The organism is Gemmobacter lanyuensis, assembly GCF_014652355.1.
In the GTDB taxonomy this organism is placed as follows: Bacteria; Pseudomonadota; Alphaproteobacteria; order Rhodobacterales; family Rhodobacteraceae; genus Gemmobacter; species Gemmobacter lanyuensis.
In genome coordinates this window covers 853138-879254 of record NZ_BMYQ01000001.1, presented here as the reverse complement: position 1 = coordinate 879254, position 26117 = coordinate 853138, and the positions used below count along the sequence as shown (strand labels likewise).

Below are 26117 nucleotides of genomic sequence, written 5' to 3'. Positions count from 1 at the left end.
CAAGGACAATTCCCTTTGGTTGCAAGACCGGAGGTCGACAATGACAGACACAGACCAACTGCGGGCGCTGCGCGCCTCGACCGATCTTCTCGCAATCTGGGACGAAAACGGCGATTTTCTGGGGGCGAGCGCCGGGGTGATGGCGCTTGTATCCGATGATCCGCTGCTGGGGCTTGCGACCGAAGGCTGGACACAGCTGGCGGCGGCCCGTGCCCGGTTGGATGCCACCCATCCTGTCCAGCGTCTGAGGTTGGTCCATGCCACGGCCGGGGGCGGATGGGCGGCACTGGACTGGTGCCTGTGCACCGCGGTGGGCGGGATTGTCATCGGGCAGGCCGTGCAGGCCGAGGGCGCGCATGATGAGGTAAAGGCGGCTCTTCTGCGCGAGGCCATCGGCGCGCTGCCCGATGGTTTTGCCCTGTTCGACCCCGACGACCGGCTGGTGCTGTGGAATGCCCGTTACCTCCAGATCTTCGAGGGGCATCCCACCCCCCGGCTGGAAGGGATGCGCTTTGACGATATTGCCCAGCTTTGCTTTGACATGGGGCTGTATCGTGGGGCTGAACGGCTTGATCCCGATTATCTGACGCGCCGCATCAGTGCCCATCGTCGCGCGGATGGCGATCTGGTGCAGGAACTGCCGGACGGGACGGTCGAGATCATCAAGGAACGCCGCCTGCCCTCGGGCGGGATTGTGGGCATTCATGCGGTTGTCACGCGCCTCGCGCAGGATCACAAGGCCGCGGTCGAAGCGAGCGCCGCCAAATCCGCCTTCCTGTCGCATATGAGCCATGAGATCCGCACCCCCCTGACCGGGATTCTCGGGATGATCGACCTCATGTCGGAAGAGCCCGACCCCAACCGTCAGACCGAGATGCTGGAAACGATCCGTGCCTCGGGGCGAACCCTTCTGGGCATTGTGAACGATGTGCTGGATGTGGCCAAGATCGAGGCGGGGCGGCTGCGGCTGGAAAGCATTCCTTTTACGCCCGATGATGTGCTGCGCCCCATCCTGATGCGGCACGACTATCAGGCCCATGGCAAGGGGCTTGCGCTTGACGTGATCTGGGAGGGCACCCCCGGCCTGCGCCGTCTGGGTGATCCGCTGCGCGTGGGGCAGGTCGTGGACAATCTGGTGTCGAATGCCGTGAAGTTCACCGAACGCGGTGTGGTCCGCATCACCATCGCCAATCAGGAGGAAGGCGGCCTGGTGATCGAGGTGCAGGACAGCGGCATCGGCATGACGGCCGAACAGGTGGCCCAGCTTTCAGCCCCGTTTCAGCAGGCCGATGCCACCATTGCGCGGCGCTTCGGCGGCACCGGGCTGGGCATGGCAATCGTGGGCCATATCCTGCGCGCCTGCGGTGGTGGCATGACGGTGGACAGCGCCCCCGGCATCGGGACAAGGTTCCGCGTGGTTTTGCCCCTTCCAAGGGCGGTCGATGCGCAAGACGCGCTCGAGGCCCGGCGCGACCAGCAGCGCAAATCCTTGCGCGGCATGCGCGCGCTGGTGGCTGACGACAATTTCGTCAACCGCGAGATTTTGGGGGGATTCCTGACGAAGCTGGGCCTGCAATGCACCATGGTCGAAGACGGTGTCCGCGCGGTCGAGGCGGCAGTATCCGAGGATTTCGACATCATCCTTCTCGATATTTCGATGCCGCGGATGAGCGGCGTCGAAGCCTTGCAGGAGATGCGGCGCCAGCGCGGGCGGATGCCTCCGGTGCTGGCGGTGACGGCCTTTGCGATGGCCGATCAGGTGCAAGAGATGCGGCGACAAGGGTTTGACGGCCACCTTGGCAAGCCGTTCAGCCGTGTGGACCTTGAGGCCGAGCTGCTGCGGGTGCTGGAGGCGGCGCCCGCACCCTGACGGGGCAGGCGCCAGTTCCGGGCGGCGCGGGTTTACTTTGGCTGGCGGGCAAGCCAGTCCTGCATCCACTTGATTTCGGCCTCTTGCGCCGCAATCACCTTTTCGGCTAAGGCGCGCACCTCGGGGTCTGTGCCATGTTCCAGCACGATCTTCGCCATATCGACCGCGCCCTGATGGTGCGGGATCATCCCGGTAATGAAATCGACATCGGCATTGCCGGTATAGGCCATGCCGCCCATGCCCGCATGCATCCGGTCGTTCGCGGCGCGATAGGCTTCGGTCGAGGGACCCTCGGCCCCGCCCATCCCATGCCCCGTATGGGCGCCGTGGTCCATGTCTTCCTGTGCCAGCGCAGGGGTCGCGGCCAAAAGGACGGCGGTCAGCAGAAGCTTTTTCATGGGGTTCTCCTCTTTCTTGCGCCCACAGTCTGGCAGGTTCCAGTGGGGGAAGGGCAAGTCAACTGGGCGTGAGCGGCGGATCTGCCCATTTTGCACGCCGTCCCTGCGCGGATGCACCCCGCCGCCGGGGAAACCCCCTTCAAACGCGCGGCAGAGCAGCATAGATTCAGCAGGCGGAAGGAAGCGCCACCATGACCAGAGAACCCCGTCGCCCCGTCGTGGGCATCATCGGCAATATGTCGCTCTTGAATGAAAGCTACCCGGTCCATGCCGGGGGCACCATGAACTCCGAAGCGGTGGCCCAGGTTTCGGGCTGTCTGCCGCTGATCATCCCCTCGGACCCGCGTTTCGTCTGCGTGAATGAGCTGCTGGAGCTTTGCGACGGCTTTCTGCTGACGGGGGGGCGGCCGAATGTCCATCCGAATGAATATGGCGAAGAGCCGACGCCCGCGCATGGCGATTTCGACCGCTGCCGCGATGCGGTGACGCTGCCGTTGATCCGCGCCTGTGTTGAACGCGGTCAGCCGTTTCTGGGCATCTGCCGCGGGTTCCAAGAGGTGAACGTCGCCATGGGTGGCACGCTTTACCCCGAGATCCGCGATCTGCCGGGGCGGATGAACCACCGGATGCCGCCTGATGGATCGCTGGAAGAAAAGTTCGCCCTGCGCCATCCGGTGCGCTTTACCCCGGGCGGGGTATTTGCGCGGCTGTTTGGCGCCGAAGAGGTGATGACGAATACCCTGCATGGGCAGGGCATCAACCGTCCCGGCCCGCGTATCGTGATCGAGGGTCATGCCCCAGATGGCACGCCAGAGGCGATCTATGTGAAGGATGCTCCGGGCTTTACCCTGTCGGTGCAGTGGCACCCAGAGTGGAATGCGGCGGGCGATCCGGTCTCGCGGCCGCTGTTCACCGCCTTCGGCGCTGCGGCGCGGGAATGGGCCGCACGATCTGGGGGCAGGGCGCGCTCTGTCGCCTGAGTGGCCAGATGAGGAAAAGGGCGGCCCTTGTGGGGCCACCATTTCTCATTTCATGGCTGCGCCCGTTCAGGGGCAGGGCTTTTCAGCCGTCGGCACACAGGCGCCGCTGGCGGCCGGTGCCGCGGTCGTGGCGGCTGCCGGGGCCGGGTTGGCCGGGGCAACCGGCGCAGGCGTCGCTGCCGGAGCAGGCGCCGGAGTTGCAGGAGCCGGGGCCGGAGTTGCAGGAGCCGGGGCCGCGGGCGTCATCGGCTGCACCACCGGCGCGGTTGCGACCGGGGCTGCGGGGGCCGGAACAACGGGCGTTGCGGTCGGCGCGACCAGCGGCGCGGGGGCTGCCGGGGCGGGCGTCGCGGGGATCACCGCGGGCGCTGGGGTTACCGCAATGGCAGGCGGGGTCGCCGGGGTGGTCAGCGCGCCGGGCGTCGTCACACCTGCCAGCGGTGCCGCAGGGGCGGCGGGCAGGGCCGGGGTTGCCGGGGTGGGCGCGGGCGTCACGCCTGCGGGTGCGGTTTCGGGCGTCGCCGGGGTGGTCGCTGCCGCAGGCGTTTCCGGCTTCGGCGCGGGCTTGGGCGAGCTTTTCTTCGGCGCGGGCGGCGGCAGCTTCAGCTTGGTCGGCCGTGTCCCGTCAGCGTTCAGCACCACGACCTTCACGCCGTTCGGCACGCGTTCATACAGGTCCATCACGTCCTGGTTGATCATGCGGAAACAGCCCGACGAAGCGTTGCGCCCGATCGACTGCCACTCCGGCGTGCCGTGGATGCGGAACCCGTAGTCGACACCATTCGTCGTCAGATAGAGCGCGCGCGCGCCCAGCGGGTTGGTCGGGCCGCCGGGCTGGCCGTTTTCCCATTTCGACAGCTCGGGCTTGCGGGCGATCATTTCCGGCGGCGGGGTCCAGGTCGGCCAGTGGCGGCGGTTGGTGATCATCGCCTCACCCGCCCATTGGAAGCCGTCCTTGCCGACCGCGATGCCGTAGCGCATCGCCTTGCCCGGCGCGGTGACCAGATGCAGGGTCTTGGCCGTCGGGTCGATGATGATCGTGCCGACGGGGTCGGTGCTGGCGTATTCCACCTCCTGGCGGCGCAGATGGGCGGGAACCTTGTCCGCAGGCACGGCGGGCACGACAAAGCTGCCGTCCTGCTTGGCCGAATAGGCCTGCACGACGTCTGCGGGAACCGGAGGCGGCAATTGCGGTTCAGGGGCTTTGGTCGCCCCGGTCAGCGCCGGAGTCGTGTCCGTGGGCACGCAGGCCGAAAGCGTGCCGATCAGCACGCCGCCCATCACGATGCCCATTACAGTGCGAAGCATTTCAAACGTCTCCCGGTAATCCTCAAAGGACCTGTCATCCCAAATACACCAACCCATCGCTTAGGCGAGGGTTCCATATTCGTCCACATCTGAAAAGATCCGGCGCCGGGGCGCGGCGGCAACATTGCGCCGGATCACGGGAATGTTTTCGCCCCCCGCGCCGGCAGGGGGGCGGTGGGTTCAGGTCACGCGGGCGCGGGCGTGGTATTCGGGACGGTCCCACAGGCGGTTTGCCATGACATCGGCCAGAATCACCACCGCGGCATCCACATCTTCGGGGCCGATGAAGAGCGGGGTAAAGCCGAAGCGCAGGATATCAGGGGCGCGGAAATCGCCGATCACGCCGCGCGCAATCAGCGCCTGCATGATGGCATAGCCTTCGGGGTGGCGGAAGGACACCTGGCTGCCACGGTTGGCATGGTCGCGCGGGGTGGCAAGCTCCAGATCCGGGCAGGCGGCCTCGACCCCCGCGATGAAACGGTCGGTCAGCGCCAGCGAGGCTGCGCGGATCTCGGACATCTCGACCTGGTCCCAGATGTCGAGCGAGGCTTCCAGCGCGGCAAGCTGCAGGATCGGCGGGGTGCCGACGCGCATCCGTTCAATCCCCGCGCCGGGGCGATACTCCATGTCGAAGGCAAAGGGCGCGGCATGGCCCAGCCAGCCCGACAGCGCGGGCCGAGCCACCTCGGCATGACGGGGGGCGACATAGATGAAGGCCGGGCCGCCGGGGCCGGAGTTCAGATATTTGTAGGTGCAGCCCACGGCAAAATCGGCGCCACCGGCGGCCACCTCGACCGGCAGGGCGCCTGCGCTATGGGCCAGATCCCAGATCGCCAGCGCCCCCACCGCATGCGCGCGCGCCGTCAGCGCGGCCATGTCATGCCGACGCCCGGTGCGGTAATCGACCTCGGTCACCATCATCACGGCGACGGTTTCGTCCAGCGCCTCCATCACCGCTTCGGGCGCGACGGTGCGCAGTTCATACTCTGGCCCAAGCGTCCGGCACAGGCCCTGCGCCATGTAAAGGTCGGAAGGGAAGTTTCCGGTATCGGACAGGATCACTTTCCGCCCCGGCCGCATTTCCAGCGCGGAGGCGAGGGCCTGATAGACCTTGATCGAGAGCGTATCGCCCATGACCACGGTCCCTTTTTCGGCCCCGATCAGGCGGCCGATGCGGTCACCGATGGCGCGCGGCATCTCCATCCAGCCTGCCTTGTTCCAGCCGGTGATCAGCATCTGGCCCCATTCCTCGGTCACGGTGCGGGCGACACGGGCGGCGGTCGCGCGGGGCAGGGGGCCAAGCGAGTTGCCATCCAGGTAAATAACGCCTTCGGGCAGGTCGAACAGGCTGCGGGTCGCGGTGAAATCGGTGGTCATGGGGCGCGTCCTCCTTCGTGGCGCGCAGGGTGCGACGGGCGCGGGCGCGCTGCAAGGCCCGCGTGTGGCGTGACCTAAGGGAAGCGCAGAGAAAATGATTTATTCGCCAAGGGGTTTTGGAGGTTGCAAAGCTGCAAATCGCGCGGATGATGCCGTTCACAAGCGACGGAAGGTCGCAGTTGCGCGGGCGAATGGACCATTTTCCACGGTCGGGGCGCCGGTGTGACGGGGGAAAAGAAAGGAACGGGTGTCAGCTTTGCTGAATTTGCAGAATCACCCCAAACGGTCGTTCAGGCCGGGCGCGCAGCGGGTGCGCCCGGTTGTCGTGCGGGCCGTGGGGCGGGCGCTGCAGATTGGGCAAGCGCAGCTCTGCGCTGCCCCCGGTGGCCATGTCGTGTCGGGGGCCGTCCGGTCGCCGGGGCGGGCGATTCTGCTGCGGCAAAAGACGCAGCGGCAAGATTGCTGCATGGCAGAAAGTAGGCTTTGAAATTTTCTTGCGCGACGGATACGATTCTTGCGCGCTCGGGTAACGAGTATGGGACAAGCCGCGCCGAAAGGCGCCTGAGAACGGGGGAGAGTCCGTGAAGATCGGGGCACCGAGAGAGATATATGCCGGGGAGAACCGGGTCGCGCTGACGCCGGATTCGGCGGTTCAGCTGCAGAAACTGGGTCACACTTGCGTGGTGGAGACCGGGGCGGGTCTGAAGGCCGGGTTCTCGGACGAGACCTATGCCAAGGCGGGGGTCGAGGTTCTGCCCTCGGCCGAGGCGGTCTTTGCGGCGGCGGATGTCGTGGTGAAGGTGCGCGGCCCCGAGCCGTCGGAAGTGGCGCTGCTGCGTCAGGGCCAGACGCTGATCAGCTTCTTCTGGCCGGCACAGAACCCGGATCTGCTCGAGGCGGCCAAGGCCCGCGGTGCGACCGTGGTGGCGATGGACATGGTGCCGCGCATCAGCCGCGCGCAGAAGATGGACGCGCTGTCCTCGATGGCCAATATCGCGGGCTACCGCGCGGTGATCGAGGCGGGCAACAACTTTGGTCGCTTCTTTACCGGTCAGGTGACGGCAGCGGGCAAGGTGCCCCCGGCCAAGGTGCTGATCGTGGGCGCAGGCGTGGCGGGTCTTGCCGCCATCGGCACCTCGACGAGCCTTGGCGCCATCACGCTGGCCTTCGACGTGCGCCCCGAAGTGGCCGAACAGATCGAGAGCATGGGCGCCGAGTTCGTCTATCTCGACTTCGCCGATCAGGTGCAGGACGGCGCGGCGACGGGCGGCTATGCGGCCCCCTCCAGCCCGGAATTCCGTGACGCGCAGCTCAAGAAGTTCCGCGAACTTGCGCCCGACATGGATATCGTCATCACCACCGCGCTGATCCCCGGCCGCCCGGCACCCAAGCTGTGGACCGAGGACATGGTGGCCATGATGAAGCCCGGCTCGGTCATCGTGGACCTTGCGGCCGAACGCGGCGGCAACTGCGACCTGACGGTGCCCGACCAGAAGATCGTCACGGAAAATGGCGTGACCATCGTGGGTTACACCGATTTCCCCAGCCGGATGGCGGCGCAGGCCTCGACGCTTTATGCCACCAATATCCGCCATATGCTGACGGATCTTACGCCCAAGAAGGACGGTGTGATCTTCCACAACATGGAAGATGACGTGATCCGTGGCGCGACCGTGACGCATGAAGGCGCGATCACCTTCCCGCCGCCGCCGCCCAAGGTGGCCGCCATCGCCGCGCAAAAGCCCAAGGAAAAGCCCAAGGAGCTGACGCCCGAGGAGAAGCGCGCCAAGGAGACCGCGGCCTTCAAGGCACAGACCCGCAATCAGGTGGCAATGCTGCTGATCGGCGGCGGGCTGATCCTGCTGGCCGGTCTTTACGCGCCTGCAAGCTTCATGTCGCATTTCATCGTCTTCGTGCTGTCGGTCTATGTCGGCGTGCAGGTGATCTGGAATGTCTCGCACAGCCTGCACACGCCGCTGATGGCGGTCACGAATGCGATCTCGTCGATCATCATCCTGGGCGCGCTGATGCAGATCGGGTCGGGAAACTGGCTGGTCGTGATCCTTGCGGCGCTGTCGGTCTTCATGGCCGGGATCAACATCTTCGGTGGCTTCATGGTCACCCGGCGGATGCTCGCCATGTTCCAGAAGTCGTAAGGGGGAGGCCGAGCAATGGAATACGGATTCACCACGGCCGCCTATGTCGTTGCGGCAGTTCTGTTCATTCAATCGCTGGGCGGGCTTTCCGGCCAGGAAAGCGCCAAGCGCGCGGTGTGGTATGGCATTGTCGGCATGGCGCTGGCGGTGGCGGCCACGCTTTACGGCCCCGGGGCGGGCAACTGGCTCGTGTCGGTCGTGATGATCGTCGTGGGGGGCGTGATCGGCTGGTATGTCGCACAGCGCGTGCAGATGACCGAGATGCCGCAACTGGTTGCTGCCATGCACAGCCTTGTCGGCCTTGCGGCGGTGTTCATCGGTTACAACACCCATATCGAACTCGCCGTCGTCCAAGGCATGGATGCGGCGGCGCAAGAGGCGGCGACGGGCTTTGCCGCCACCTTGGCGCACAAGCTGCATGATCCGATGGCCGGGGCGCTGATTTCCATTCTGCGGGTGGAAACCTTCCTCGGCGTCTTCATCGGGGCCGTCACCTTCACCGGCTCGGTCATCGCCTTCGGCAAACTCGCGGGCAAGGTGGATGGCAAGGCCAAGAAACTGCCGGGCGGCCATGTGCTGAACGCGGGCGCGGCGCTGATCTCGATCGCGCTTCTGGTGGTCTATCTGCAAAGCGGCTCGACGCTGGCGCTTCTGGTGATGACGCTGGCCGCGCTCTTCATCGGCTATCACCTGATCATGGGCATCGGCGGCGCCGACATGCCGGTCGTGGTGTCGATGCTGAACAGCTATTCCGGCTGGGCAGCGGCGGCCATCGGCTTCTCGCTCTCGAACGACCTGCTGATCGTGGTGGGCGCGCTTGTGGGTTCGTCGGGTGCGATCCTCAGCTACATCATGTGCAAGGCGATGAACCGCAGCTTCATCAGCGTGATCCTCGGCGGCTTCGGCGGCACGACGGGCCCCGCGATGGAGGTCACGGGTGAACAGATCGCGATCGACGCCGATGGCGTGGCGGCGGCGCTGAATGATGCCGACAGCATCATCATCATCCCGGGCTACGGCATGGCGGTGGCGCAGGCCCAGCAAAGCGTGTCGGAACTGACGCGCAAGCTGCGCGCCAAGGGCAAGAATGTGCGCTTTGCCATTCACCCTGTGGCGGGCCGTCTGCCGGGGCACATGAACGTGCTGCTGGCCGAGGCGAAGGTGCCCTATGACATCGTGCTGGAGATGGACGAGATCAACGAGGACTTCCCCGAAACCGATATCGCCATCGTCATCGGCTCGAATGACATCGTGAACCCCGCCGCACAGGAAGACCCCAACAGCCCCATCGCCGGCATGCCGGTGCTGGAATGCTGGAAGGCCAAGCAGGTCTTCGTGTCCAAGCGCGGTCAGGGCACCGGCTATTCGGGCATCGAGAACCCGCTCTTCTACAAGGAAAACACCCGCATGTTCTATGGCGACGCCAAAAAGAGCATCGACCAGCTCCTCCCCATGATCGACTGATCCGGGCGCAGGAATGCAAGGAAGCGGGCGGGGGAAACCCCGCCCGTTTTCTTATGTGCCGGTCTCCAGTAGCCGCAGCTCCAGCGTGTCGATGTCATAATAGGCGCCAACGAGGCGCAGTTCTCCGGCCTCGACCAACTCGCGGATGACCGCACTCATCATCAGCAGTGTCTGCACACCGACGCGCACATTGGCCTGGGCCACCGCCTCCACGAAAGGGTGATTGTGCGACGACCGCTCCCCCTCAAGGGGCGTGACCTGGATCGCGGGTTCCATCAGGCGCAGCAGATCGGTCAGATTGTCGCCCACCTCGGCCTCGTCAATGGCGCCCTTGACCGCGCCGCAGTGGCTATGCCCCAGGACCATGATCGCCTTTGCCCCGGCTACCTTGGTGGCATATTCAAAGCTGCCCACGATCTCGGTTGTGGGGACGTTTCCGGCCACACGGGCGCAGAAGATGTCTCCGATCTGCTGGTTGAAGATCAGCTCGGGCGCCACGCGGGAATCAATGCAACTGAGAATGCAGGCAAAAGGTGTCTGCTTTTCCGCCGTGGCCAGCGCCTCAGCCCGCAGGTCGCATTGCAGGCTTGCCCCGGCCTGAAAGCGCTGATGCCCCGCGATCAGCCGCTCCACCGCCTCATCCGGTGTCATCACCGCCTGCATGCCCGCGTTGAAGGGCGCGCATTCATCGCCGGTCAGCGCGGCGGCCTCGGGGGCGCCCCCTTCGGCAAAGGCGCGCAGCGGCGCCCCCAGCACCACCCCGCCCAAACCAAGCGCCAGCAGATGCCGCCGATTTGGGCGCATCAGACGCGCGGCGGGGGGCGGGGGAAGACAGCTGTCACACATGGGGGGCTCCGGCTCGGGCAGGGGGCTTTCCTGCCCATAACGGCCCCAATCCCGCAAAGTTTGAGCGCCCCCGGCATGTTGCGTAAAAACAAGTATGCGCAGGCATACCGTCAAGCGGCTGAAAAGGCATATAAATCTGTCATCCCCTCGTTAAGGTCCGCCAAAGCCCTGCATGTCTTGGTTCCCCATGCCCGCCATTGCCGACCATCCGCTGCGCTATGCGCTTGTCAACGAATTGCACGCCCGGCCCTTTCCGGCGCTGGCTGCCCCCTGCATGGCCGCCTATGTCGCCATCAAGGAACCGGTCGAAGCACAGAACCGCGACCGCGGCCGCGACCGGGCGCATCTCATCGCGCTGCTCGACCGGCACGGCTCTGCCCATCCCCAGCCCGAGGCCACCCATTTCTCCGGCCCCATCGGCCGGGCGGAATTGAAATGGGAAAGCCACACCGAGTTCGTGACCTATTCCGCCTTCAGCCCCGGCGTCTCGGTCCGGCCCTTCGATCCGGCGGAATCGGGCGTCTTTCCTGCCGACTGGATCGCCGCCGCACCGGGAAAACGGATGGTTTCGCTGCTCGTGCGGGTGGAACGGATGCCTGCCAGCCATGACGACATGCTGGCCGCCATTGACGATTGGTTCGTGGCCGAAAGCCTTGCGGTTTCGGCAGTCGTTGACGGCGCTGCAGTGATTGCCGGCGATTTCCGCATTGATCCCGCGGGTCAAATGCGCTTTGCCGTCTTCGTCCGCGACGGGGTGGGCCAAAGGCGGATCGGCCGCATCGTCCAGCGCCTCTGCGAGATCGAGACCTACCGCGCCATGTCCATGCTGGGCCTCAACCGCGCGCGCGATCTTTCGGGTCGCCTGAACGCGCTCGACCCCCGTCTCTCGGACCTCGTCTCCGCGCTTGACGTGATGGACCGCTCGCCCGAGGTGCTGCTGGATGATCTCCTCAAGATCTCGGCCGAACTCGAAAGCCTCGCCGTCCGCTGCGCCTTCCGCTTCGGTGCAACCGGCGCCTACGAGGCACTGGTGAACCAGCGCATTTCCGTCCTGCGCGAAGAACGCATCGATGGTCGCCAGACCTTCTCCGAATTCATGATGCGCCGTTACGATCCGGCCATGCGCACGGTGAAATCGACCGAAACCCGGCTCAAGACCATGCTGGAACGCGCCGCCCGCGCGGCCGAGCTGCTAAGAACCCGCGTCGATGTGGAACGCAGCGCACAAAACCAGCGGCTCCTCGAAAGCATGGACCGCCGCGCCGACCTGCAGCTGCGGCTGCAACACACGGTTGAAGGCCTCTCGGTCGTGGCAATCAGCTACTATGCCGTCAGCCTCGCTTCTTATGCCGCCTATCCGCTCGCCAAGGCCGCGCATCTGTCGAAAGAGGCGATGATGGCACTCCTGGTCCCACCCGTCATCGCGGGCGTCTGGCTCATGCTGCGGCGCATCAAACGCAGCATGGGCCACTGATCCTGCTTCCCGTTGTGGAAATATCCCACGGGGGTCCGGGGGTGTGAAACCCCCGGCCCAAGGCCACCATCCGCGTTCAGCGTCCGCGGATGCGCGGGTCCAGCGCATCGCGCAACCCGTCGCCGATATAATTGACCGACAGCACCGTGAGCGAGATCGCCAGACCCGGCCAGATCACCCGCTCGGGGTAGGTACGGATCACGTCGATCCCGTCATAGAGAAGCCGCCCCCAAGTCGGGAAATCCGGCGGGAAACCAAGGCCGAGGAAGCTCAGCACGCTTTCGGTAATGATCGCCGCGGCAATCCCCAGCGTCGCCGCCACCAGCACCGGCGACAGCACATTGGGCAGGATGTGGCGCAGGATGATCCGCCGCGCGGGGGTGCCGATGGACCGGGCCGCCAGAACGAATTCCCGCTCTTTCAACGCCAGCACCTCGCCCCGCACGATCCGGGCCGCATGCATCCAGCTTGTCACCCCGATCGCCAGCACGATCAGCAGGAAAGTGCCCAGACGCGGGCCGACCACCGCGGCCGTCGCCTCGGCAAAAAGCATCATCATCACCAACAGCAGCGGCAGCAGCGGCAGCGCAAGGAACATGTCCGTCAGCCGCATCAACAGCCCGTCGGCCCGGCGGAAATAACCCGCCAGCACCCCGATGGTGGTGCCGATGAAGATGGCGACCAGCATGGCTACCGTGCCTACGGCGAGCGAAATCCGCCCCCCGAACATCATCCGCGCCAGGATATCGCGCCCCAGTTGATCGGTGCCCAGCGGGTGGTCCCAGCTTGGCGGGCGGTTCCGCAGCCGGATCATCTTCACCGGGTCCGGATCGATGAAATTCGGATCAATCCGCCAGATCATCGGGCCGACCACCACAAAGGCAGCCAGCAACAGGAACAGGAACAGCGCAGCCATCGCGCCGCGGTGCTGCCGGAACTGCACCCAGACATCACGCCATTGGCTGCGGGGTTTTTCAAGGCGGGGGGCATCAGTCATAGCGGATCCGCGGATCAAGGATGCCGTAGAGGATATCGGCAATCAGGTTGAAGACGACGATCAGCACGGCAAAGATAAAGGTGATGGTCTGCACCGTGGGCAGGTCGCTGACATGGATGGCGCCGATCAGCGCCGCACCGATGCCATTGATCTTGAAGATCTGCTCGGTCACGATGGCGCCGCCAAAGACCGTGGGCATCCCCAACGCAATCACCGTCACCACGGGGATGAGCGAGTTGCGCATCACATGTTTCAGCAGCACCGTCCGTTCCGTCATGCCCTTCGCGCGGGCGGTGCGGACATAATCCTGGTTCAGGTTCTCCAGCACCGAGGAGCGGGTATAGCGGCTGATCTCGGCCGCATTGAACAGGGCCAGCACCGTGACGGGCAGGGCCATCTGCTTGATCATCTTCACGAAGCTGTCCCAGTCCATCACCGACAGGTTGGTGTCATAGATCGTGGGGAACCAGCCCAGCTTGATGGCGAAGATCAGGATCAGCACATTGCCGGTGAAGAAGGTCGGCACCGAAAACCCGGCCATGGCAAAGAAGGTTCCGGCCTGATCGAACCAGCTGTACTGGCGGTAGGCCGAATAGATCCCGATGGGCAGGGCCACCAGAATCCCGATCAGATAGGCGGTGCCCACCACGGTCAGCGTCTGGGGCAGACGTTCCCCGATCAGCTGGAACACAGGCACTTTCGACTGCCAGGAAATGATCCGCTGCGCGCCATCGGCGAAATTGGTGCCGAAGGCCGCGTCCAGCGCATACTGCGGCTCGACGATGAAAAACTGTTTCAACCAAAGAAGATAGCGCACCATCACCGGCTGATCTGCACCCAATGCGGCCATCATCTTCTGGCGCACTTCCGGCGGCACGGTCAGCGGAATATCCGACATCGGGCTGCCGGGGGCAAAATCGACCAGCAGAAAGATGACCAGTGAAATAAGCAACAGCGTCGGGATCGCGGTCAGCAATCGCCGGAGGGTAAAGGTCAGCATGGGGCCCCGCGGTTCTTGTTCTTGTTGCCGTCATTGACAGGGGGGCACGGCGACAGAATCGCCGCGCCCGTGCATGTCGCGGTCAGATCACTTCACGCGGACCCAGTCCTGGGCATTCCAGAGCTCGGTATCCCACGAGTTCATGATAAAGCGGTCGATGGTGTTCGACTGCGCCGAGAAACGGCCGCGGTCCACCAGCGGGATGACGACGTTGCTGTCCTTGGTCAGCATGTCGTTCAGCTTCTTCACCAGCTCGGCGCGCTTGGCCGGTTCGGCGGTGCCCGACAGTTCCTTGACCATGGCGTCATAGGCCGGGTCGCAGAAGCGGTTCACGTTCTCGCCTTGCCACTGGTTGTCGGGGCCGGGGATCTTGTTGCAGAGATACTGCGACATGTAAGGCTCGGGGTCGGTGCCGTCGAAGTTGTTGGCATACATCTCGACGTCGGCATAGAACTTCTGGAAGGTGTCGGGCGAACCCGCATCCCCGCCGAAGAACACGCCCGGATCGATCGACTTCAGCTCGACCTCGATGCCGATCTCGTTCCACCAGCCCTTGACCAGGGCCTGGAAGTCCTGACGAACCGGGTTGACCGTGGTCTGATAGACGATGGACAGCTTCTTGCCGTCCTTGTCGACAATGCCGTCGCCATCGGTATCGGTCCAGCCGGCATCGGCCAGCAGCTTCTTCGCACCTTCGATGTCCTGCGTCAGGCAGCCGGTGTTGTCGCTGGCATATTCGGCCGGGGCGGGGACCAGGTTGCAGGTCGGACGGCCCGCGCCGCCATAGCCCACTTCCACCAGAACGTTGCGGTCAATCGCCATCGACAGTGCCTGACGCACGCGCGCATCCGAGAAGATCGGGTGGGGGTGCTTGACGGTCGAACGCTCGCCCTCGGGCAGGTCCGCCGACGGGTCGGTCATGTTGATCTCGATCCGCTCGACCAGCGTGCCGAAGGCATTGACGAACTGGCCCTTGCCACCCGCCGCCATCTGGGCCTGCTGTTCAGGGTTGATCTGGGTGTTCCAGGCGTAATCGAATTCGCCGGTTTCCATCACGGCCGATGCTGCGGCCAGCGCGTCGCCGCCGCCCTTGACGGTCACGGTCGCGAAGGCGGGTTTTTCGGGATCACGATAATTGGGGTTCGCGGCCAGCGTCACCACATCGTTCACCTTGAAATCGGTTACCATGAAGGGGCCGGTGCCGATCGGTTTCGAATTCGGCTCGGTGCAGCTTGCGGCCGCAGCGCCAAGGCAGGCTTCGAATTGCGCCTTTTGCAGGATCGGCGCGGTGCCGCCGGTGAAGGGCTGATAGGGGTAAGGCTTCGGCCCTTCGAAATTCACCACCACGGTCTGATCATCGGGGGTGTCGATCGACTTGATGCCTTCATATTTCGCGCTCTGGGCGCAGCCGCCTTCCGGGTGGGTGCAATATTCCCAGGTGAATTTCACGTCGGCCGAGGTGACGGGCGTGCCGTCCGACCACAGCAGGCCATCTTTCAGCTTCCACGTGATCGAGGTCAGATCCGCCGCCACGCCGCCATTTTCCAGCGTCGGGATTTCTGCCGCGAGACGCGGGAAAAGCTGGCCGTTCTGGTCAAAGCCCGCCAGCGGTTCCAGCACGAGCGAGCCGACCTCGACATCCTTGGTGCCCGAGGACAGATAGGCGTTGAGCGTCGAAACCGCCTGATAATACAGGATTTTCAATTCGCCATCGCTGCCACGTTCGGCATGGGCCGCGGGGGCCAGCGCAAAGGCTGCGGCCGCGCCCATCAGGATCGTTTTCAACTTCATGTTTTGGGTTTCTCCATGTTGGTCAGGCGTCGAAGACTGCCGGTCTTGCCGGCGCTGGCCCCGGTTCAGCCGGGGCTCGGGTTCACAAGATGGCAGGCCACCTGCCGGCCGGGTTCGGCCTCGATCAGCCGGGGTTCGACCTCGCGGCAGATCGGCATCACCTTGGGGCAGCGGGTGCAGAAATTGCAGCCGCGCGGCGGATTGGCGGGCGAGGGCACATCCCCCCGCAGGATGATGCGCTGACGCGCCCCTTCGCGGCTGGGATCGGGTTCCGGCACGGCCGACAGCAGCGCCTCGGCATAGGGGTGCAGGGGGCGGGCATAAAGCGCATCACGCGGGCTGATTTCCGCGATCTGGCCCAGATACATCACCGCCACGCGGTCGGCGATATGGCGCACCATCGACAGGTCATGGCTGATGAAAAGATAGGTCAGCCCCAGCCGCTCCTGCAGATCTTCCAGCAGGTTCACCACCTGCGCCTGGATCGAGACATCCAGCGCGGCGATCGGTTCGTCGCAGACAATGAACTTGGGGTTCAGCGCCAGGGCCCGCGCAATCCCGATGCGTTGTCGCTGCCCGCCCGAAAACGCATAGGGATAGCGGTTGGCAAAGGCACGGTTCAGCCCGACCTGATCCATCAGCTCATAGACCCGCGCCAACTTTTCATCGCGCGAAAGCGTGGTGTGTTCGTCCAGCGGTTCGCGGATGATGTCGGCCACGGTCATGCGCGGATTGAGGCTGGCCTGCGGGTCCTGAAAGACCATCTGCATGACCGGGCGCTTTTTCCGCAGGGCCTCGGCCGAGAGGGCGGGAACCTCATCGCCGTCGATCACGACCGACCCGGCCGTGGGTTCGTAAAGCCGCAGGATCGCCCGGCCGACGGTGGATTTGCCGCAGCCGGATTCGCCCACAAGGCCCAGCGTTTCGCCCTGCCGGATCTCAAAACTCACGTCATCCACCGCCTTCACGTCGCCGCTGTGGCGGCGCATCAGGCCGGAATGGATCGGGAAATACATCTTCAGGTTCCGCACCTGAACCAGCGGTTTCGGCTCGGCGTCAAGCATGGGCGGCCTCACTTGGGGCAGGGGCGGTCCAGTGGCAGGCCACGTCATGGCCTGCGCCCACCGGCAGTCCGTCCACTCCACGACGGGCGGGGTTTTCGGTGCGGCAGCGGTCAAAGGCATGGGCGCAGCGCGCGGCAAAGGGACAGGCCGTCGGCGCGGCGCTGAGGATCGGGGGCTGCCCCTCAATCGCGGCAAGGCGGCCTTCGCGCGCGCCGGACAGTTTCGGGATCGTGCGCAGCAGGGCGCGGGTATAGGGGTGCTGGGGTTGGCCGAATACCTCGCGCACGGGGCCCTGTTCGGCGACCTGTCCGCCATACATCACCATCACCCGATCAGCGATGCCCGCGATGACGCCAAGGTCATGGGTGATCCAGATGATCGCCATGCCCAGCTTCTGCCGCAGCTCTTTCACCAGTTCGAGAATCTGGGCCTGAATGGTCACATCCAGTGCGGTCGTGGGTTCATCGGCGATCAGCACTTCGGGGTCACAGGCCAGCGCAATGGCGATCATCACGCGCTGCCGCATCCCCCCCGAAAACTGGTGCGGATAGCTTTTCAACCGCTTGCGCGCATCGGGGATGCCCACCAGCTCCAGCAGCTCCACCGCGCGGGCCTCGGCCTCGGGCTTGGACATGCCCTTGTGGACGCGCAGCGGCTCCATGATCTGGCTGCCCACCGTGAACACGGGGTTGAGCGAGGTCATCGGGTCCTGGAAGACGAACCCGATCCGGGCGCCGCGCACCTTGCGAAGCTCTTCGGGGCGGGCTTTCAGTAGGTCGGTTCCGCCCAGCAGAACCTGCCCCCCGCAGACATCGGCCGGGGGCGAGGGCAAGAGCCCGATCAGTGACATCATGGTCACCGATTTCCCAGATCCGCTTTCGCCGACTACGCCCAGCAACTCGCCCGGGCGGAGACTGAAACTCACATCATTGACGGCATGAACCTCTCCGCTGCGGGTGCGGAAAACGGTCTTCAGGCCACGGACCTCAAGAACGGGCTTAGCCCCATCGGGCATAGGCATTACCCCCAAGTGCATTGTTTTTATTGGCCCTTTTTCGGGCTTCTTTGGGCTGCGGTCGTTGACCGACTGGTCAAGTGTTAGCCATTTTTCCGCACCGAGCAAGCGGCTTTGGCAAAGTGACGTATCGCAATGGCAGGTTGACTTGGCGTCACGGCGCCGGACTTGCGTTTCGCCTCGGGCGCGGTCAGGCTTGCCGCAAACCGGAGATGCCAATGTCCACCCCCACCCCCACCCCCGAACGCCTGAGCCCGCGGCAAATTCTTGACCGGCTGGTTGCCTTTCCCAGCGTCAGCCGCGACAGCAACCTGCCGCTGGTGGACTGGGTCGAGGGCTATCTGGCGGGATGGGGCGTCCGGTCGCACCGGGTCTACAACGCCGAGCGCACGAAAGCCGCGCTTTATGCCAGCGTCGGCCCGGAAGTGGCGGGCGGCGTGATCCTGTCGGGGCATACCGATGTCGTCCCGGTCGATGGGCAAGCTTGGACCTCTGACCCCTGGACCGTGGTTGAACGGGACGGGCGGCTTTTCGGCCGTGGGGTCTGCGACATGAAGGGGTTTGACGCGCTGGCGCTGGCTGCCGTGCCGCTGGCGTTGGAACGGGGCGTGAAGCGCCCGCTCCAGATTGCCCTGTCCTATGATGAGGAACTTGGCTGCGTCGGCGCCCCGCCGATGATCGCCGCGATGGCCGCCGGTCTGCCGCGGGCCAGCGCTGTGGTGGTGGGTGAGCCGTCCATGATGAAGATGGTGAACGGCCACAAGGGCGGCCACGGCTTTCAGGTGCAGATCGACGGGTTCGAGGTGCATAGCTCGATCCTTCACACCGGGGTCAACGCGATCATGGAAGGCGCGCGGCTGATTTCCTGGGTGAACCAGATCAACGCCGAAAACCGCGCCAAGCCCGTGACGCATCTTGCCGCGCTGTTTGATCCGCCTTGGACGACGGCGCATGTCGGCACGATTCAGGGTGGTACGGCGGAAAACATCACCGCGAAATCCTGCACCTTCGGTCTCGGGTTCCGCTGTGTGCCGGGGGAAGATCCGCTCGACTGGGTCGCCCGCCTGCGGGCCGAGGCGGCGCGGATCGAGGCCGCCATGCAAGTCATCCGCCCCGAGGCGCGCATCACCCTGCACGAGAAATTCTATGTCCCGCCGCTGGTTCCCGAAACCGCAGGCGCGGCCGAGGCGCTGGTCCGCCGCCTGACCGGCGACAACGGCACCATGGTTGTCAGCTATGGGACCGAGGCCGGGCAGTTCCAGGCCGAGGGCTATTCCGCCGTGGTCTGCGGCCCCGGCGATATCGCGCAGGCGCATCAGCCCGACGAATGGCTCTCGGTCGCGCAGTTCGAGGCGGGCTGGCGCTTCATGCAGGATCTGGTCGAGGATCTGTGCCGATGATGCCTTTCCCGATCTCGGAGGCTACGGCCCTGCGCCATGCCGACCCTGCGCCCAAGGCTTGCGATGTTGTGGTGATCGGCGGTGGCGTGATCGGGGTGATGACCGCCTGGTTTCTGGCCGAGGCGGGGCAGCGGGTGGTGCTGTGTGAAAAGGGCCGGATCGCGGGCGAACAGAGCAGCCGGAACTGGGGCTGGATTCGCCAGCAGGGCCGCGACTATGCCGAGCTGCCGATCATGATGGAAAGCCTGCGGATCTGGCAGGGCCTGTCACAGGAATTCGGCCCCGATCTGGGCTTCCGTCAGGGTGGGGTGCTTTACCTCGCGCGCACCGAGGCCGAAATGGCGGGCTTTCAGGACTGGCTCGATGGTGCGCGGGGTTTTGGCGTCGATACCCGGATGCTGGACCGGGCCGAGGTCGCGCAGCAGGTATCTGGCGCGGCGGCGCCCTGGACCGGGGCGCTTTTCACGCCGTCGGATGCGCGGGCCGAGCCTTGGGTTGCGGTCCCGATTCTGGCCCAGGGGGCGGTGGCGCGGGGGGCGGTGCTGGTCGAAAACTGTGCCGTGCGCGCGCTCGATCTGGCGGGCGGGCGTGTCTCGGGGGTGATTACCGAACAGGGCCGCATCGCCTGTGATCAGGTGGTGCTGGCGGGCGGGGCCTGGTCTGCGCTTTTCGCGCGGGCCGCGGAGGTGAACCTGCCGCAACTGTCGGTCAAGGCCACCGTGATGGCGACGATGCCCTTGCCCGAGGTCTTTGCCGGCAATGCCGCGGATGACCGCTTTGCCTTTCGCCGCCGGCAGGATGGCGGCTATTCGCTGGCGCCCGGCGCGGCACATGATTTCTATCTGGGCCCCGATGCCTTCCGCCACTTTGGCGCCTACCTGCCCGTGTTACGCAAGGATTTCCGTGCCACGCGCTTTCACCCCAAGGCCCCGGCGGATTACCCCGATGGCTGGGGCACGCCGCGCCATTGGTCGCCCGACGCGATCAGCCCGTTTGAACGCCAGCGCGTGCTGAACCCGGCCCCCTCGGCCCGGATCATGTCCGAGGTCTGCGCGGCCTTCGCCTCAGCCTTCCCCGCGATCGGCACGCCACCGCTGCGCGCGGCCTGGGCCGGGATGATCGACACCATGCCGGATGTCGTGCCGGTGATCGACCGCGTTGCCAGCATCCCCGGCTTCACCATCGCCACCGGCCTCAGCGGTCACGGCTTTGGCATCGGCCCCGGCATGGGGCGCGTGATCGCCGATCTGGTGCTGGGCCGCCACACGGGCCACGATCTGTCCCGCTTCCGAGTGTCGCGTTTTACCGATGGATCAAAAATCACGCTTGGGCCCTCGCTCTGACGGTTGTGGCCGTCGCGCGGATGGATCAGCCTTGGCGCATCAATGAAGGAGCCTTCCATGCCCCCGAAGAACCGATTTGCAGAGCTTTTGCCTGAAATCACCGCCTGGCGCCGCGATTTCCACGAAAACCCCGAACTTCTGTTCGAGGTGCATCGCACCGCCGCCAAAGTGGCCGAGCTTCTCCGCAGCTTTGGCTGCGATGAGGTGGTGGAAGGCATCGGCCGCACGGGCGTGGTGGGGGTGATCAAGGGGCGCACCGATGCTTCGGGCCGCGTGGTCGGCCTGCGCGCCGATATGGATGCCCTGCCGATCATCGAACAGACCGGGCTGGAATACGCAAGCAAGACCCCCGGCAAGATGCATGCCTGCGGTCATGACGGCCATACCGCCATGCTGCTGGGGGCGGCGAAATATCTGGCCGAGACGCGCAATTTCGACGGCACCGCCGTGGTGATCTTCCAGCCCGCCGAAGAGGGCGGCGGCGGCGGGCGCGAGATGGTGAATGATGGCATGATGGACCGCTGGAACATTCAGGAGGTCTACGGGATGCACAATATGCCCGGCATCCCCGTCGGCCATTTCGCCATCCGCCCCGGCGCGATCATGGCCGCCGCTGATCAGTTCGAAATCACCGTGACCGGCAAGGGGGGCCATGCCGCGAAGCCCCATGAATGCGTCGATTCGACCGTGGTGGCCGCCCATATCATCGTGGCGGCGCAGACCATTGCCAGCCGCACCGTTGATCCGCTGAAGCAGGTTGTGGTGTCGATCTGCACCGTGCAGACCGATTCCACCGCGCATAATGTGATCCCTCAGGTGGTGAAGATGAAGGGGACCGTCCGCACCATGGACCCGGCGGTGCAGGATCAGGTCGAACAGCGCCTGAAAGAGGTGGTCGAAGGCACGGCGCTCGCGCTTGGTGCGCGGGCCGAGCTTGCCTATCAGCGCGGCTATCCTGTCACCATCAACGCCGAGGATGAAACGCGCCATGCCGTCGCCGTGGCCGAGGCGGTTTCGGGTCAGGTCGATGCGGCGACCCCACCGCTGATGGGGGCCGAGGATTTCAGCTATATGCTGAATGCCCGACCGGGTGCCTATATCTTCCTGGGGAATGGCGATACCGCGATGGTCCATCATCCGGCCTACAACTTTGATGACAATGCCATTCCCTTCGGCGCCAGCTGGTATGCCGGGATGGTCGAGACGCGGATGCCCGCAACCGCCTGACCCCTCATTCCGATGGCCCCGCATCGGCGGGGCTGTCGAAATGGCCATGGCTGGTCTTGTCCCAGTAAAAGGGTTTGCAGGTCAGCTCCCACAGCGCCTTGTAAGAGGCCAGCGCCCCCAGCGGGAAGTAAAGATGCAGTACTGGCGCCCAAAGCGGAGAGATCCGGTTGGGCGTCAGCCGCAGCGCCACCACCGTCAGGCTAAGAAGCAGAACCTCGGTCGCCAGAAATAGCCCCACCAGCGCGCCATGCCACAGATCGGGCAGGGCCGTCAGCACCGGATGGGGCAGGCCCAGCGGGACGATCCAGAAGCTCCACATCACCGGGGCCAGCACATATTGCGACAGGGTGGTCAGGAAAAACACCTGAAAGCCCAGGAACTTCCACCATCCCAATTGCCGCAGCAACGCGCGCGGGGCGCGCATATGCACCGCATAGGTCATGAAATAGCCTTTCAGCCAGCGGGACCGCTGTTTCACCCAGGGCAGGGCGCGGCAATTGGCTTCCTCGAACGTGGTGGTGGCGATCAGCTCTGTCCGATAGCCGTGCCGGGCCAGTCGCATGCCCAGGTCGGCATCTTCGGTCACGTTGAAGGCATCCCATGCGCCAAGGCGTTCCAGCGCAGCCTTTCGGAAGAAAAGCGTGGTCCCGCCCAGCGGGATGGGCAGCCCCATCCGCGCCAGTCCCGGCAGGATGATGCGGAACCAGCTGGCATATTCCATCGTGAAGCAACGGCTGAGCCAATTGGTGCGCGGGTTGTAGAAATCCAGCACCCCCTGAAGGCAGGCGACCTCGGGACCACGATTGAGAAAACGCTGCGCCACCTTGCGGATCTGATCGGGCTCGGGGGCATCTTCGGCATCATAGACGCCGATGATGCTGCCCCGGCATTGCGTCAGCGCATGGTTCAGCGCGCGCGGCTTGGTCTTGAGCGGCCCGTCCGGCACCACGACCACCCGCATCCAGACGGGCAGCGCCGCGCGGGCCAGTGCGCGGCGGGTGATCTGGTCCTTTTCTTCGACCACCAGCAGGATTTCGAGCAGTTCGCGCGGATAATCGAGCCTGGAAAGCCGCTTCACCAGCCGCGTCGCGATATTCCCCTCTTTATAAAGCGCGACCATGACCGAGACGCTGGGCAGGCTATGGGCCAAAACCTCCGGTCCTTCAGGCGCGGGGCGGCGCAGGGCGGCAAAGATCGCGGCCCCCTTCATCGCGGTGGCAAGCGCGAGGGTGATGAGACACCAGAGCGTCACCGCCCATAGCATCAGCATCGGCGCAGCGAGCGTCAGGGCCAGCGTCAAGGCCAGCGCCGCGCGCACCCAGAACTGATGATGGGGCTGCCCCCAGTTGCGACAACTTTCGCCTTCGGGCACGCGGAGAAGCGCTGCCCGATCCAGCGCCGGGCCACGGGCGGCGAGAACTGCCGTCTCCAGCGCGGTGGGCGTGGTCAGTACCGGGGACACGCGGCCAAAGAGCGCCTCAAGTGCAGGACGCTGGCGAAGAAAATCCTCGGGCCGGGTGGTGGCGACCAGCACCAGATCCCCGATCGCCTGCCAAGGGACCAGCCCGTCCCGCAGGCAGCTCTCGGCCCCGAGCTGGTCGAGCAGACGCGGGTCGGGCGCGCGCGCGGCAAGGTCGGCCTCCTCCAGATCCCAATGGCGGGCGAGGGCGCGGCGCAGCACAGGTTCCGCGATCAGCCCGCGCCGTAGCAGGATTTCGGTCAGCGAGCCGCCCTGTTCCGCCCGCAGCGCCAGTGCCTGGAGCAGGTCGTCGGGCTGGACGACCCCGTCGCGCAGCAGCCCGAGGGCGAGCGTCTCGGCCGGGGCCGCCGTTTCGGCAACCGGAGCCACCAGCGCCAACCGCGGCGCGCGGGCTGCGGGTTCGGGCAGGGGGACAAGGCGGGGGCGCGCGGCCATGGCGATCTCGGGTTGCTTGGCCCAACCCTCGCCCGAAAATAGTTAAGGCCCGGTTAATCCAACCGGGCCTTGAAACAGGGGTCTGATCTGGGGATCACGCGCTGCGGCGGGCGCGCATCGCCTCGGCAAAGCGTTCGAACAGATAGAAGCTGTCCTGCGGGCCGGGCGAGGCTTCGGGGTGGTGCTGGACCGAGAATACGGGCTTGCCTTCCACCGCGATGCCGCAGTTGGTCCCGTCAAAGAGCGAGACATGCGTCTCGATCACGCCGGCGGGCAGGGTCTGGGTATCGACGGTAAAGCCGTGGTTCATCGAGGTGATTTCGACCTTGCCGGTGCCCACTTCCTTGACCGGGTGGTTGGCGCCGTGGTGGCCGTGGCCCATCTTCACCGTTTTGGCGCCGAGCGCGAGGGCAAGCATCTGGTGCCCAAGGCAGATACCGAAAACCGGCAGGTCTTTCTTCAGCACATCCTGGATCATCGGCACGGCATAGGCGCCGGTTGCCGCCGGGTCCCCCGGGCCGTTCGACAGGAAAACGCCCTCGGGGTTATGGGCCAGCACCTCTTCGGCGGTGGCGGTCGCAGGCAGCACGATCACATCGCAGCCCGCCGAGGCAAGGCAGCGCAGGATATTGCGCTTGGCACCATAGTCGATGGCCACGACGCGCAGCCCGTCGCCTTCGCGGGCGGAATAGCCCTCGGGCCAGGCCCACCGTTGTTCGTTCCAGCGATAGCTTTGCGCGCAGGTCACGTCCTTGGCGAGATCAAGCCCCACCAGACCCTTCCAGGCACGAGCCTTGGCGACCAGCGCGGCAATGTCGAAATTTCCGTTCGGATCATGGGCAAGGGCAACATGCGGGGCGCCCTGCTGGCGGATCGCGCGGGTCAGGCGGCGGGTGTCGATGCCGCCGATGCCGATGCGGCCTTTGGACAGCATCCAATCCTGCAGATCCGCGGTCGAGCGCCAGTTCGACGGTTCGGTCGGGTCCCATTTCACCACCATCCCGGCGGCCACGGGTTCGCCCGTTTCGTCATCTTCGACGTTCACGCCGGTATTGCCGATATGGGGGAAGGTGAAGGTGACGATCTGGCCTGCATAGGACGGATCGGTCATGATTTCCTGATAGCCGGTCATCGCGGTGTTGAACACCAGCTCTGCGACGGTTTCCCCAATCGCACCAAAGCCTTGACCGTAGAAAATCGAGCCGTCTGCAAGGGCGAGGCAGGCGGTTGGGGCTTTCAGCTTGGGCATGGCGACTCTCCGGATAAACGGGCTGGAACCTACGGGCAGGGGGGGGCGGGGTCAAGGGCTTTGCGGGTGCAGAAAAATGAATTCTGTTCAGTAACAAAATCAACGGGTTATCGAAAATTGCAGCAGTTGTGTTACAGGCCGTGAACAGATAAGGTCGCGAACTGGTGAAACCGCAGGACGGATGTTCCATGACGATGCGCGACCAGCTTCAGACGGCGCTGAAAGAAGCGATGAAGGCGAAAGAGGTGGACCGCCTCTCGACTCTGCGCCTGATCAACGCCGCAATCAAGGATCGTGAGATTGCCCTGCGTGGCGAAGGCGATGGCGGCGTGGTCGATGATGCGGCCATTCTGGCCATTCTCGGCCGCATGGTGAAACAGCGCCAGGAAAGCGCCCGCGCATACGAAGAGGGCGGGCGGCTTGAGCTGGCGGAGAAAGAACTGGCTGAAATCGGGGTGATTTCCGAATTCCTGCCGCGCCAGCTTTCGGCTGATGAGGTGCGCGCGGCCATTGCCGCCGCCATTGCCGAGGCGGGGGCGACCAGCATCCGCGATATGGGCAAGGTCATGGCCGTCCTCAAGGCCAAATATACCGGCCAGATGGATTTCGGTGCCGTTGGCCCGCAGGTGAAAGACCAGCTGGGCTGAAGCCCGGCGCGGGCGCGGGTGACCACCCGCGCCTGTTCCCTTACGCGCCCCGGGCCTCGCCCCGCAGGGCGCGCCGCAATTCCCATTCCAGCTGCTTACGCTCGTCATCCGTCAGGAAGGCGCCGATCTCGACCTCGCGCGGGCCGCCGGTCAGGGTCAGGTAATGCGGCACCGGCCCCCCCGTTTCGTGCCGGATCACCCGCACCCAATGGGGGTTGGCCTCCCATGTCTGATGGGCGCCGCGCGGGCCGTGACGTTCCAGCGTGACCCGGGCAGACGCAAGGACCATATCCTCAAGGATTTCGCCATCTCGGTAAGACCGTTCGAGCGCCCACCAGATCGCGCCGACGGCGGCAAGCAGAAACGGCAGCAAGGCCCACATCACCATGGACCCCAGGACCGCCAGCAAAGGCAGGCAGATCAGCAGGGCCGTTCCGCCAATGAACCACACAAACCCCCGCCGCGGCAGCGACCGATAGGGCCAGAGATGCAGCCGCGCGATTTCGTCGCCGGACGAGGGGGGAAGCCATTCATAGGGCATGATTGGCAATTCTAGCGTGCCCGCCCCCGAAGAAAAGGGGCAGGCATCGGACCTC

Annotated in this window: 21 protein-coding genes; 9 read left to right on the top strand and 12 right to left on the bottom strand. The window is 65.1% G+C overall.

Annotation, left to right across the window (positions count from 1 at the left end; translation table 11 throughout):
- Positions 1-40: 40 nt before the first annotated feature.
- Positions 41-1870, top strand: a complete 1830-nt coding sequence (locus tag IE101_RS04235) for an ATP-binding protein (RefSeq protein ID WP_189632522.1) — start codon at positions 41-43, stop codon at positions 1868-1870.
- Positions 1871-1902: 32 nt separating this feature from the next.
- Here IE101_RS04235 and copM read toward each other — a convergent pair whose 3' ends face one another.
- Positions 1903-2268, bottom strand: a complete 366-nt coding sequence (gene copM / locus IE101_RS04230) for a CopM family metallochaperone (RefSeq protein ID WP_189632521.1) — start codon at positions 2266-2268, stop codon at positions 1903-1905.
- A gap of 191 nt (positions 2269-2459) precedes the next feature.
- On the opposite strand from copM, the gene IE101_RS04225 reads away from it, so the two are divergent.
- The gene (locus IE101_RS04225; RefSeq protein ID WP_189632520.1) at positions 2460-3248 is read left to right on the top strand and encodes a gamma-glutamyl-gamma-aminobutyrate hydrolase family protein; all 789 of its coding nucleotides are present in this window, start codon (positions 2460-2462) and stop codon (positions 3246-3248) included.
- Between the two features lie 66 nt (positions 3249-3314).
- Here IE101_RS04225 and IE101_RS04220 read toward each other — a convergent pair whose 3' ends face one another.
- On the bottom strand, positions 3315-4556 hold the full coding sequence (locus IE101_RS04220) for a L,D-transpeptidase (RefSeq protein WP_189632519.1): 1242 nt from the start codon (positions 4554-4556) through the stop codon (positions 3315-3317).
- 180 nt (positions 4557-4736) lie between these two features.
- Positions 4737-5933, bottom strand: a complete 1197-nt coding sequence (gene kynU / locus IE101_RS04215) for a kynureninase (protein ID WP_189632518.1) — start codon at positions 5931-5933, stop codon at positions 4737-4739.
- A gap of 581 nt (positions 5934-6514) precedes the next feature.
- Here kynU and IE101_RS04210 point away from each other — a divergent pair.
- Both IE101_RS04210 and IE101_RS04205 read left to right on the top strand, forming a co-directional pair.
- On the top strand, positions 6515-8089 hold the full coding sequence (locus IE101_RS04210) for a Re/Si-specific NAD(P)(+) transhydrogenase subunit alpha (protein ID WP_189632517.1): 1575 nt from the start codon (positions 6515-6517) through the stop codon (positions 8087-8089).
- A gap of 15 nt (positions 8090-8104) precedes the next feature.
- Positions 8105-9553 carry an NAD(P)(+) transhydrogenase (Re/Si-specific) subunit beta gene (locus tag IE101_RS04205; RefSeq protein ID WP_189632516.1) on the top strand — a complete coding sequence of 483 codons (1449 nt, stop codon included), beginning with the start codon at positions 8105-8107 and terminating at the stop codon, positions 9551-9553.
- 51 nt (positions 9554-9604) lie between these two features.
- On the opposite strand, the gene IE101_RS04200 is transcribed toward IE101_RS04205, so the two are convergent.
- Positions 9605-10399, bottom strand: a complete 795-nt coding sequence (locus tag IE101_RS04200; RefSeq protein ID WP_189632515.1) for a carbonic anhydrase — start codon at positions 10397-10399, stop codon at positions 9605-9607.
- A gap of 187 nt (positions 10400-10586) precedes the next feature.
- Between IE101_RS04200 and IE101_RS04195 the strand changes: the two genes are divergently transcribed.
- Entirely contained in the window at positions 10587-11873 is a 1287-nt protein-coding gene (locus tag IE101_RS04195; protein ID WP_189632737.1) for a DUF3422 family protein, read from the top strand.
- Between the two features lie 76 nt (positions 11874-11949).
- Here the strand turns inward: IE101_RS04195 and IE101_RS04190 are convergent, their stop codons facing one another.
- The 5 genes from IE101_RS04190 to IE101_RS04170 all read right to left on the bottom strand — a co-directional run bounded on the left by IE101_RS04190 (position 11950) and on the right by IE101_RS04170 (position 17740).
- Positions 11950-12870 (bottom strand): ABC transporter permease, encoded by a 921-nt coding sequence (locus IE101_RS04190; RefSeq protein ID WP_189632514.1) that lies wholly within the window; start codon positions 12868-12870, stop codon positions 11950-11952.
- Entirely contained in the window at positions 12863-13870 is a 1008-nt protein-coding gene (locus IE101_RS04185; protein WP_189632513.1) for an ABC transporter permease, read from the bottom strand. The genes IE101_RS04190 and IE101_RS04185 overlap by 8 nt, the downstream gene beginning before the upstream one ends.
- Before the next feature lie 87 nt (positions 13871-13957).
- Positions 13958-15661: a peptide ABC transporter substrate-binding protein gene (locus IE101_RS04180; protein WP_189632512.1), complete on the bottom strand. Its 1704-nt coding sequence runs from the start codon at positions 15659-15661 to the stop codon at positions 13958-13960.
- Between the two features lie 65 nt (positions 15662-15726).
- A complete protein-coding gene (locus tag IE101_RS04175) occupies positions 15727-16725 on the bottom strand; it encodes an ABC transporter ATP-binding protein (protein ID WP_189632511.1) in 999 nt (332 codons plus the stop codon).
- Positions 16718-17740 carry an ABC transporter ATP-binding protein gene (locus IE101_RS04170; protein WP_189632510.1) on the bottom strand — a complete coding sequence of 341 codons (1023 nt, stop codon included), beginning with the start codon at positions 17738-17740 and terminating at the stop codon, positions 16718-16720. The genes IE101_RS04175 and IE101_RS04170 overlap by 8 nt, the downstream gene beginning before the upstream one ends.
- Positions 17741-17958: 218 nt before the next feature.
- Here IE101_RS04170 and argE point away from each other — a divergent pair, with 218 nt between their 5' ends.
- From argE to IE101_RS04155, 3 genes are read left to right on the top strand one after another with little or no spacing between them, the layout of a single operon-like run.
- Positions 17959-19140, top strand: coding sequence for an acetylornithine deacetylase (gene argE, locus IE101_RS04165; protein WP_189632509.1), 1182 nt, complete (start codon positions 17959-17961; stop codon positions 19138-19140).
- On the top strand, positions 19140-20483 hold the full coding sequence (locus IE101_RS04160; RefSeq protein ID WP_189632736.1) for an NAD(P)/FAD-dependent oxidoreductase: 1344 nt from the start codon (positions 19140-19142) through the stop codon (positions 20481-20483). The genes argE and IE101_RS04160 overlap by 1 nt, the downstream gene beginning before the upstream one ends.
- A gap of 57 nt (positions 20484-20540) precedes the next feature.
- Positions 20541-21710 (top strand): M20 aminoacylase family protein, encoded by a 1170-nt coding sequence (locus IE101_RS04155; protein ID WP_189632508.1) that lies wholly within the window; start codon positions 20541-20543, stop codon positions 21708-21710.
- 4 nt (positions 21711-21714) lie between these two features.
- Here the strand turns inward: IE101_RS04155 and IE101_RS04150 are convergent, their stop codons facing one another.
- Together IE101_RS04150 and carA are read right to left on the bottom strand one after the other, a co-directional pair.
- Positions 21715-23625, bottom strand: coding sequence for a glycosyltransferase (locus tag IE101_RS04150; RefSeq protein ID WP_189632507.1), 1911 nt, complete (start codon positions 23623-23625; stop codon positions 21715-21717).
- Between the two features lie 94 nt (positions 23626-23719).
- Positions 23720-24874 carry a glutamine-hydrolyzing carbamoyl-phosphate synthase small subunit gene (gene carA, locus IE101_RS04145; protein ID WP_189632506.1) on the bottom strand — a complete coding sequence of 385 codons (1155 nt, stop codon included), beginning with the start codon at positions 24872-24874 and terminating at the stop codon, positions 23720-23722.
- 188 nt (positions 24875-25062) lie between these two features.
- On the opposite strand from carA, the gene IE101_RS04140 reads away from it, so the two are divergent.
- On the top strand, positions 25063-25521 hold the full coding sequence (locus IE101_RS04140) for a GatB/YqeY domain-containing protein (protein ID WP_189632505.1): 459 nt from the start codon (positions 25063-25065) through the stop codon (positions 25519-25521).
- 40 nt (positions 25522-25561) lie between these two features.
- On the opposite strand, the gene IE101_RS04135 is transcribed toward IE101_RS04140, so the two are convergent.
- Complete coding sequence (locus IE101_RS04135; RefSeq protein ID WP_189632504.1) at positions 25562-26062, bottom strand: DUF2244 domain-containing protein; 501 nt, start codon at positions 26060-26062, stop codon at positions 25562-25564.
- Positions 26063-26117: the final 55 nt, after the last annotated feature.

Bases quoted from the DNA above. Each gene is read 5' to 3' on its own strand.
- IE101_RS04235 (WP_189632522.1), top strand. From the start codon at position 41: ATGACAGACACAGACCAACTGCGGGCGCTGCGCGCCTCGACCGATCTT.
- copM (WP_189632521.1), bottom strand. From the start codon at position 2,268: ATGAAAAAGCTTCTGCTGACCGCCGTCCTTTTGGCCGCGACCCCTGCG.
- IE101_RS04225 (WP_189632520.1), top strand. From the start codon at position 2,460: ATGACCAGAGAACCCCGTCGCCCCGTCGTGGGCATCATCGGCAATATG.
- IE101_RS04220 (WP_189632519.1), bottom strand. From the start codon at position 4,556: ATGCTTCGCACTGTAATGGGCATCGTGATGGGCGGCGTGCTGATCGGC.
- kynU (WP_189632518.1), bottom strand. From the start codon at position 5,933: ATGACCACCGATTTCACCGCGACCCGCAGCCTGTTCGACCTGCCCGAA.
- IE101_RS04205 (WP_189632516.1), top strand. From the start codon at position 8,105: ATGGAATACGGATTCACCACGGCCGCCTATGTCGTTGCGGCAGTTCTG.
- IE101_RS04200 (WP_189632515.1), bottom strand. From the start codon at position 10,399: ATGTGTGACAGCTGTCTTCCCCCGCCCCCCGCCGCGCGTCTGATGCGC.
- IE101_RS04195 (WP_189632737.1), top strand. From the start codon at position 10,587: ATGCCCGCCATTGCCGACCATCCGCTGCGCTATGCGCTTGTCAACGAA.
- IE101_RS04190 (WP_189632514.1), bottom strand. From the start codon at position 12,870: ATGACTGATGCCCCCCGCCTTGAAAAACCCCGCAGCCAATGGCGTGAT.
- IE101_RS04185 (WP_189632513.1), bottom strand. From the start codon at position 13,870: ATGCTGACCTTTACCCTCCGGCGATTGCTGACCGCGATCCCGACGCTG.
- IE101_RS04180 (WP_189632512.1), bottom strand. From the start codon at position 15,661: ATGAAGTTGAAAACGATCCTGATGGGCGCGGCCGCAGCCTTTGCGCTG.
- IE101_RS04175 (WP_189632511.1), bottom strand. From the start codon at position 16,725: ATGCTTGACGCCGAGCCGAAACCGCTGGTTCAGGTGCGGAACCTGAAG.
- IE101_RS04170 (WP_189632510.1), bottom strand. From the start codon at position 17,740: ATGCCCGATGGGGCTAAGCCCGTTCTTGAGGTCCGTGGCCTGAAGACC.
- argE (WP_189632509.1), top strand. From the start codon at position 17,959: ATGTCCACCCCCACCCCCACCCCCGAACGCCTGAGCCCGCGGCAAATT.
- IE101_RS04160 (WP_189632736.1), top strand. From the start codon at position 19,140: ATGCCTTTCCCGATCTCGGAGGCTACGGCCCTGCGCCATGCCGACCCT.
- IE101_RS04155 (WP_189632508.1), top strand. From the start codon at position 20,541: ATGCCCCCGAAGAACCGATTTGCAGAGCTTTTGCCTGAAATCACCGCC.
- IE101_RS04150 (WP_189632507.1), bottom strand. From the start codon at position 23,625: ATGGCCGCGCGCCCCCGCCTTGTCCCCCTGCCCGAACCCGCAGCCCGC.
- carA (WP_189632506.1), bottom strand. From the start codon at position 24,874: ATGCCCAAGCTGAAAGCCCCAACCGCCTGCCTCGCCCTTGCAGACGGC.
- IE101_RS04140 (WP_189632505.1), top strand. From the start codon at position 25,063: ATGACGATGCGCGACCAGCTTCAGACGGCGCTGAAAGAAGCGATGAAG.
- IE101_RS04135 (WP_189632504.1), bottom strand. From the start codon at position 26,062: ATGCCCTATGAATGGCTTCCCCCCTCGTCCGGCGACGAAATCGCGCGG.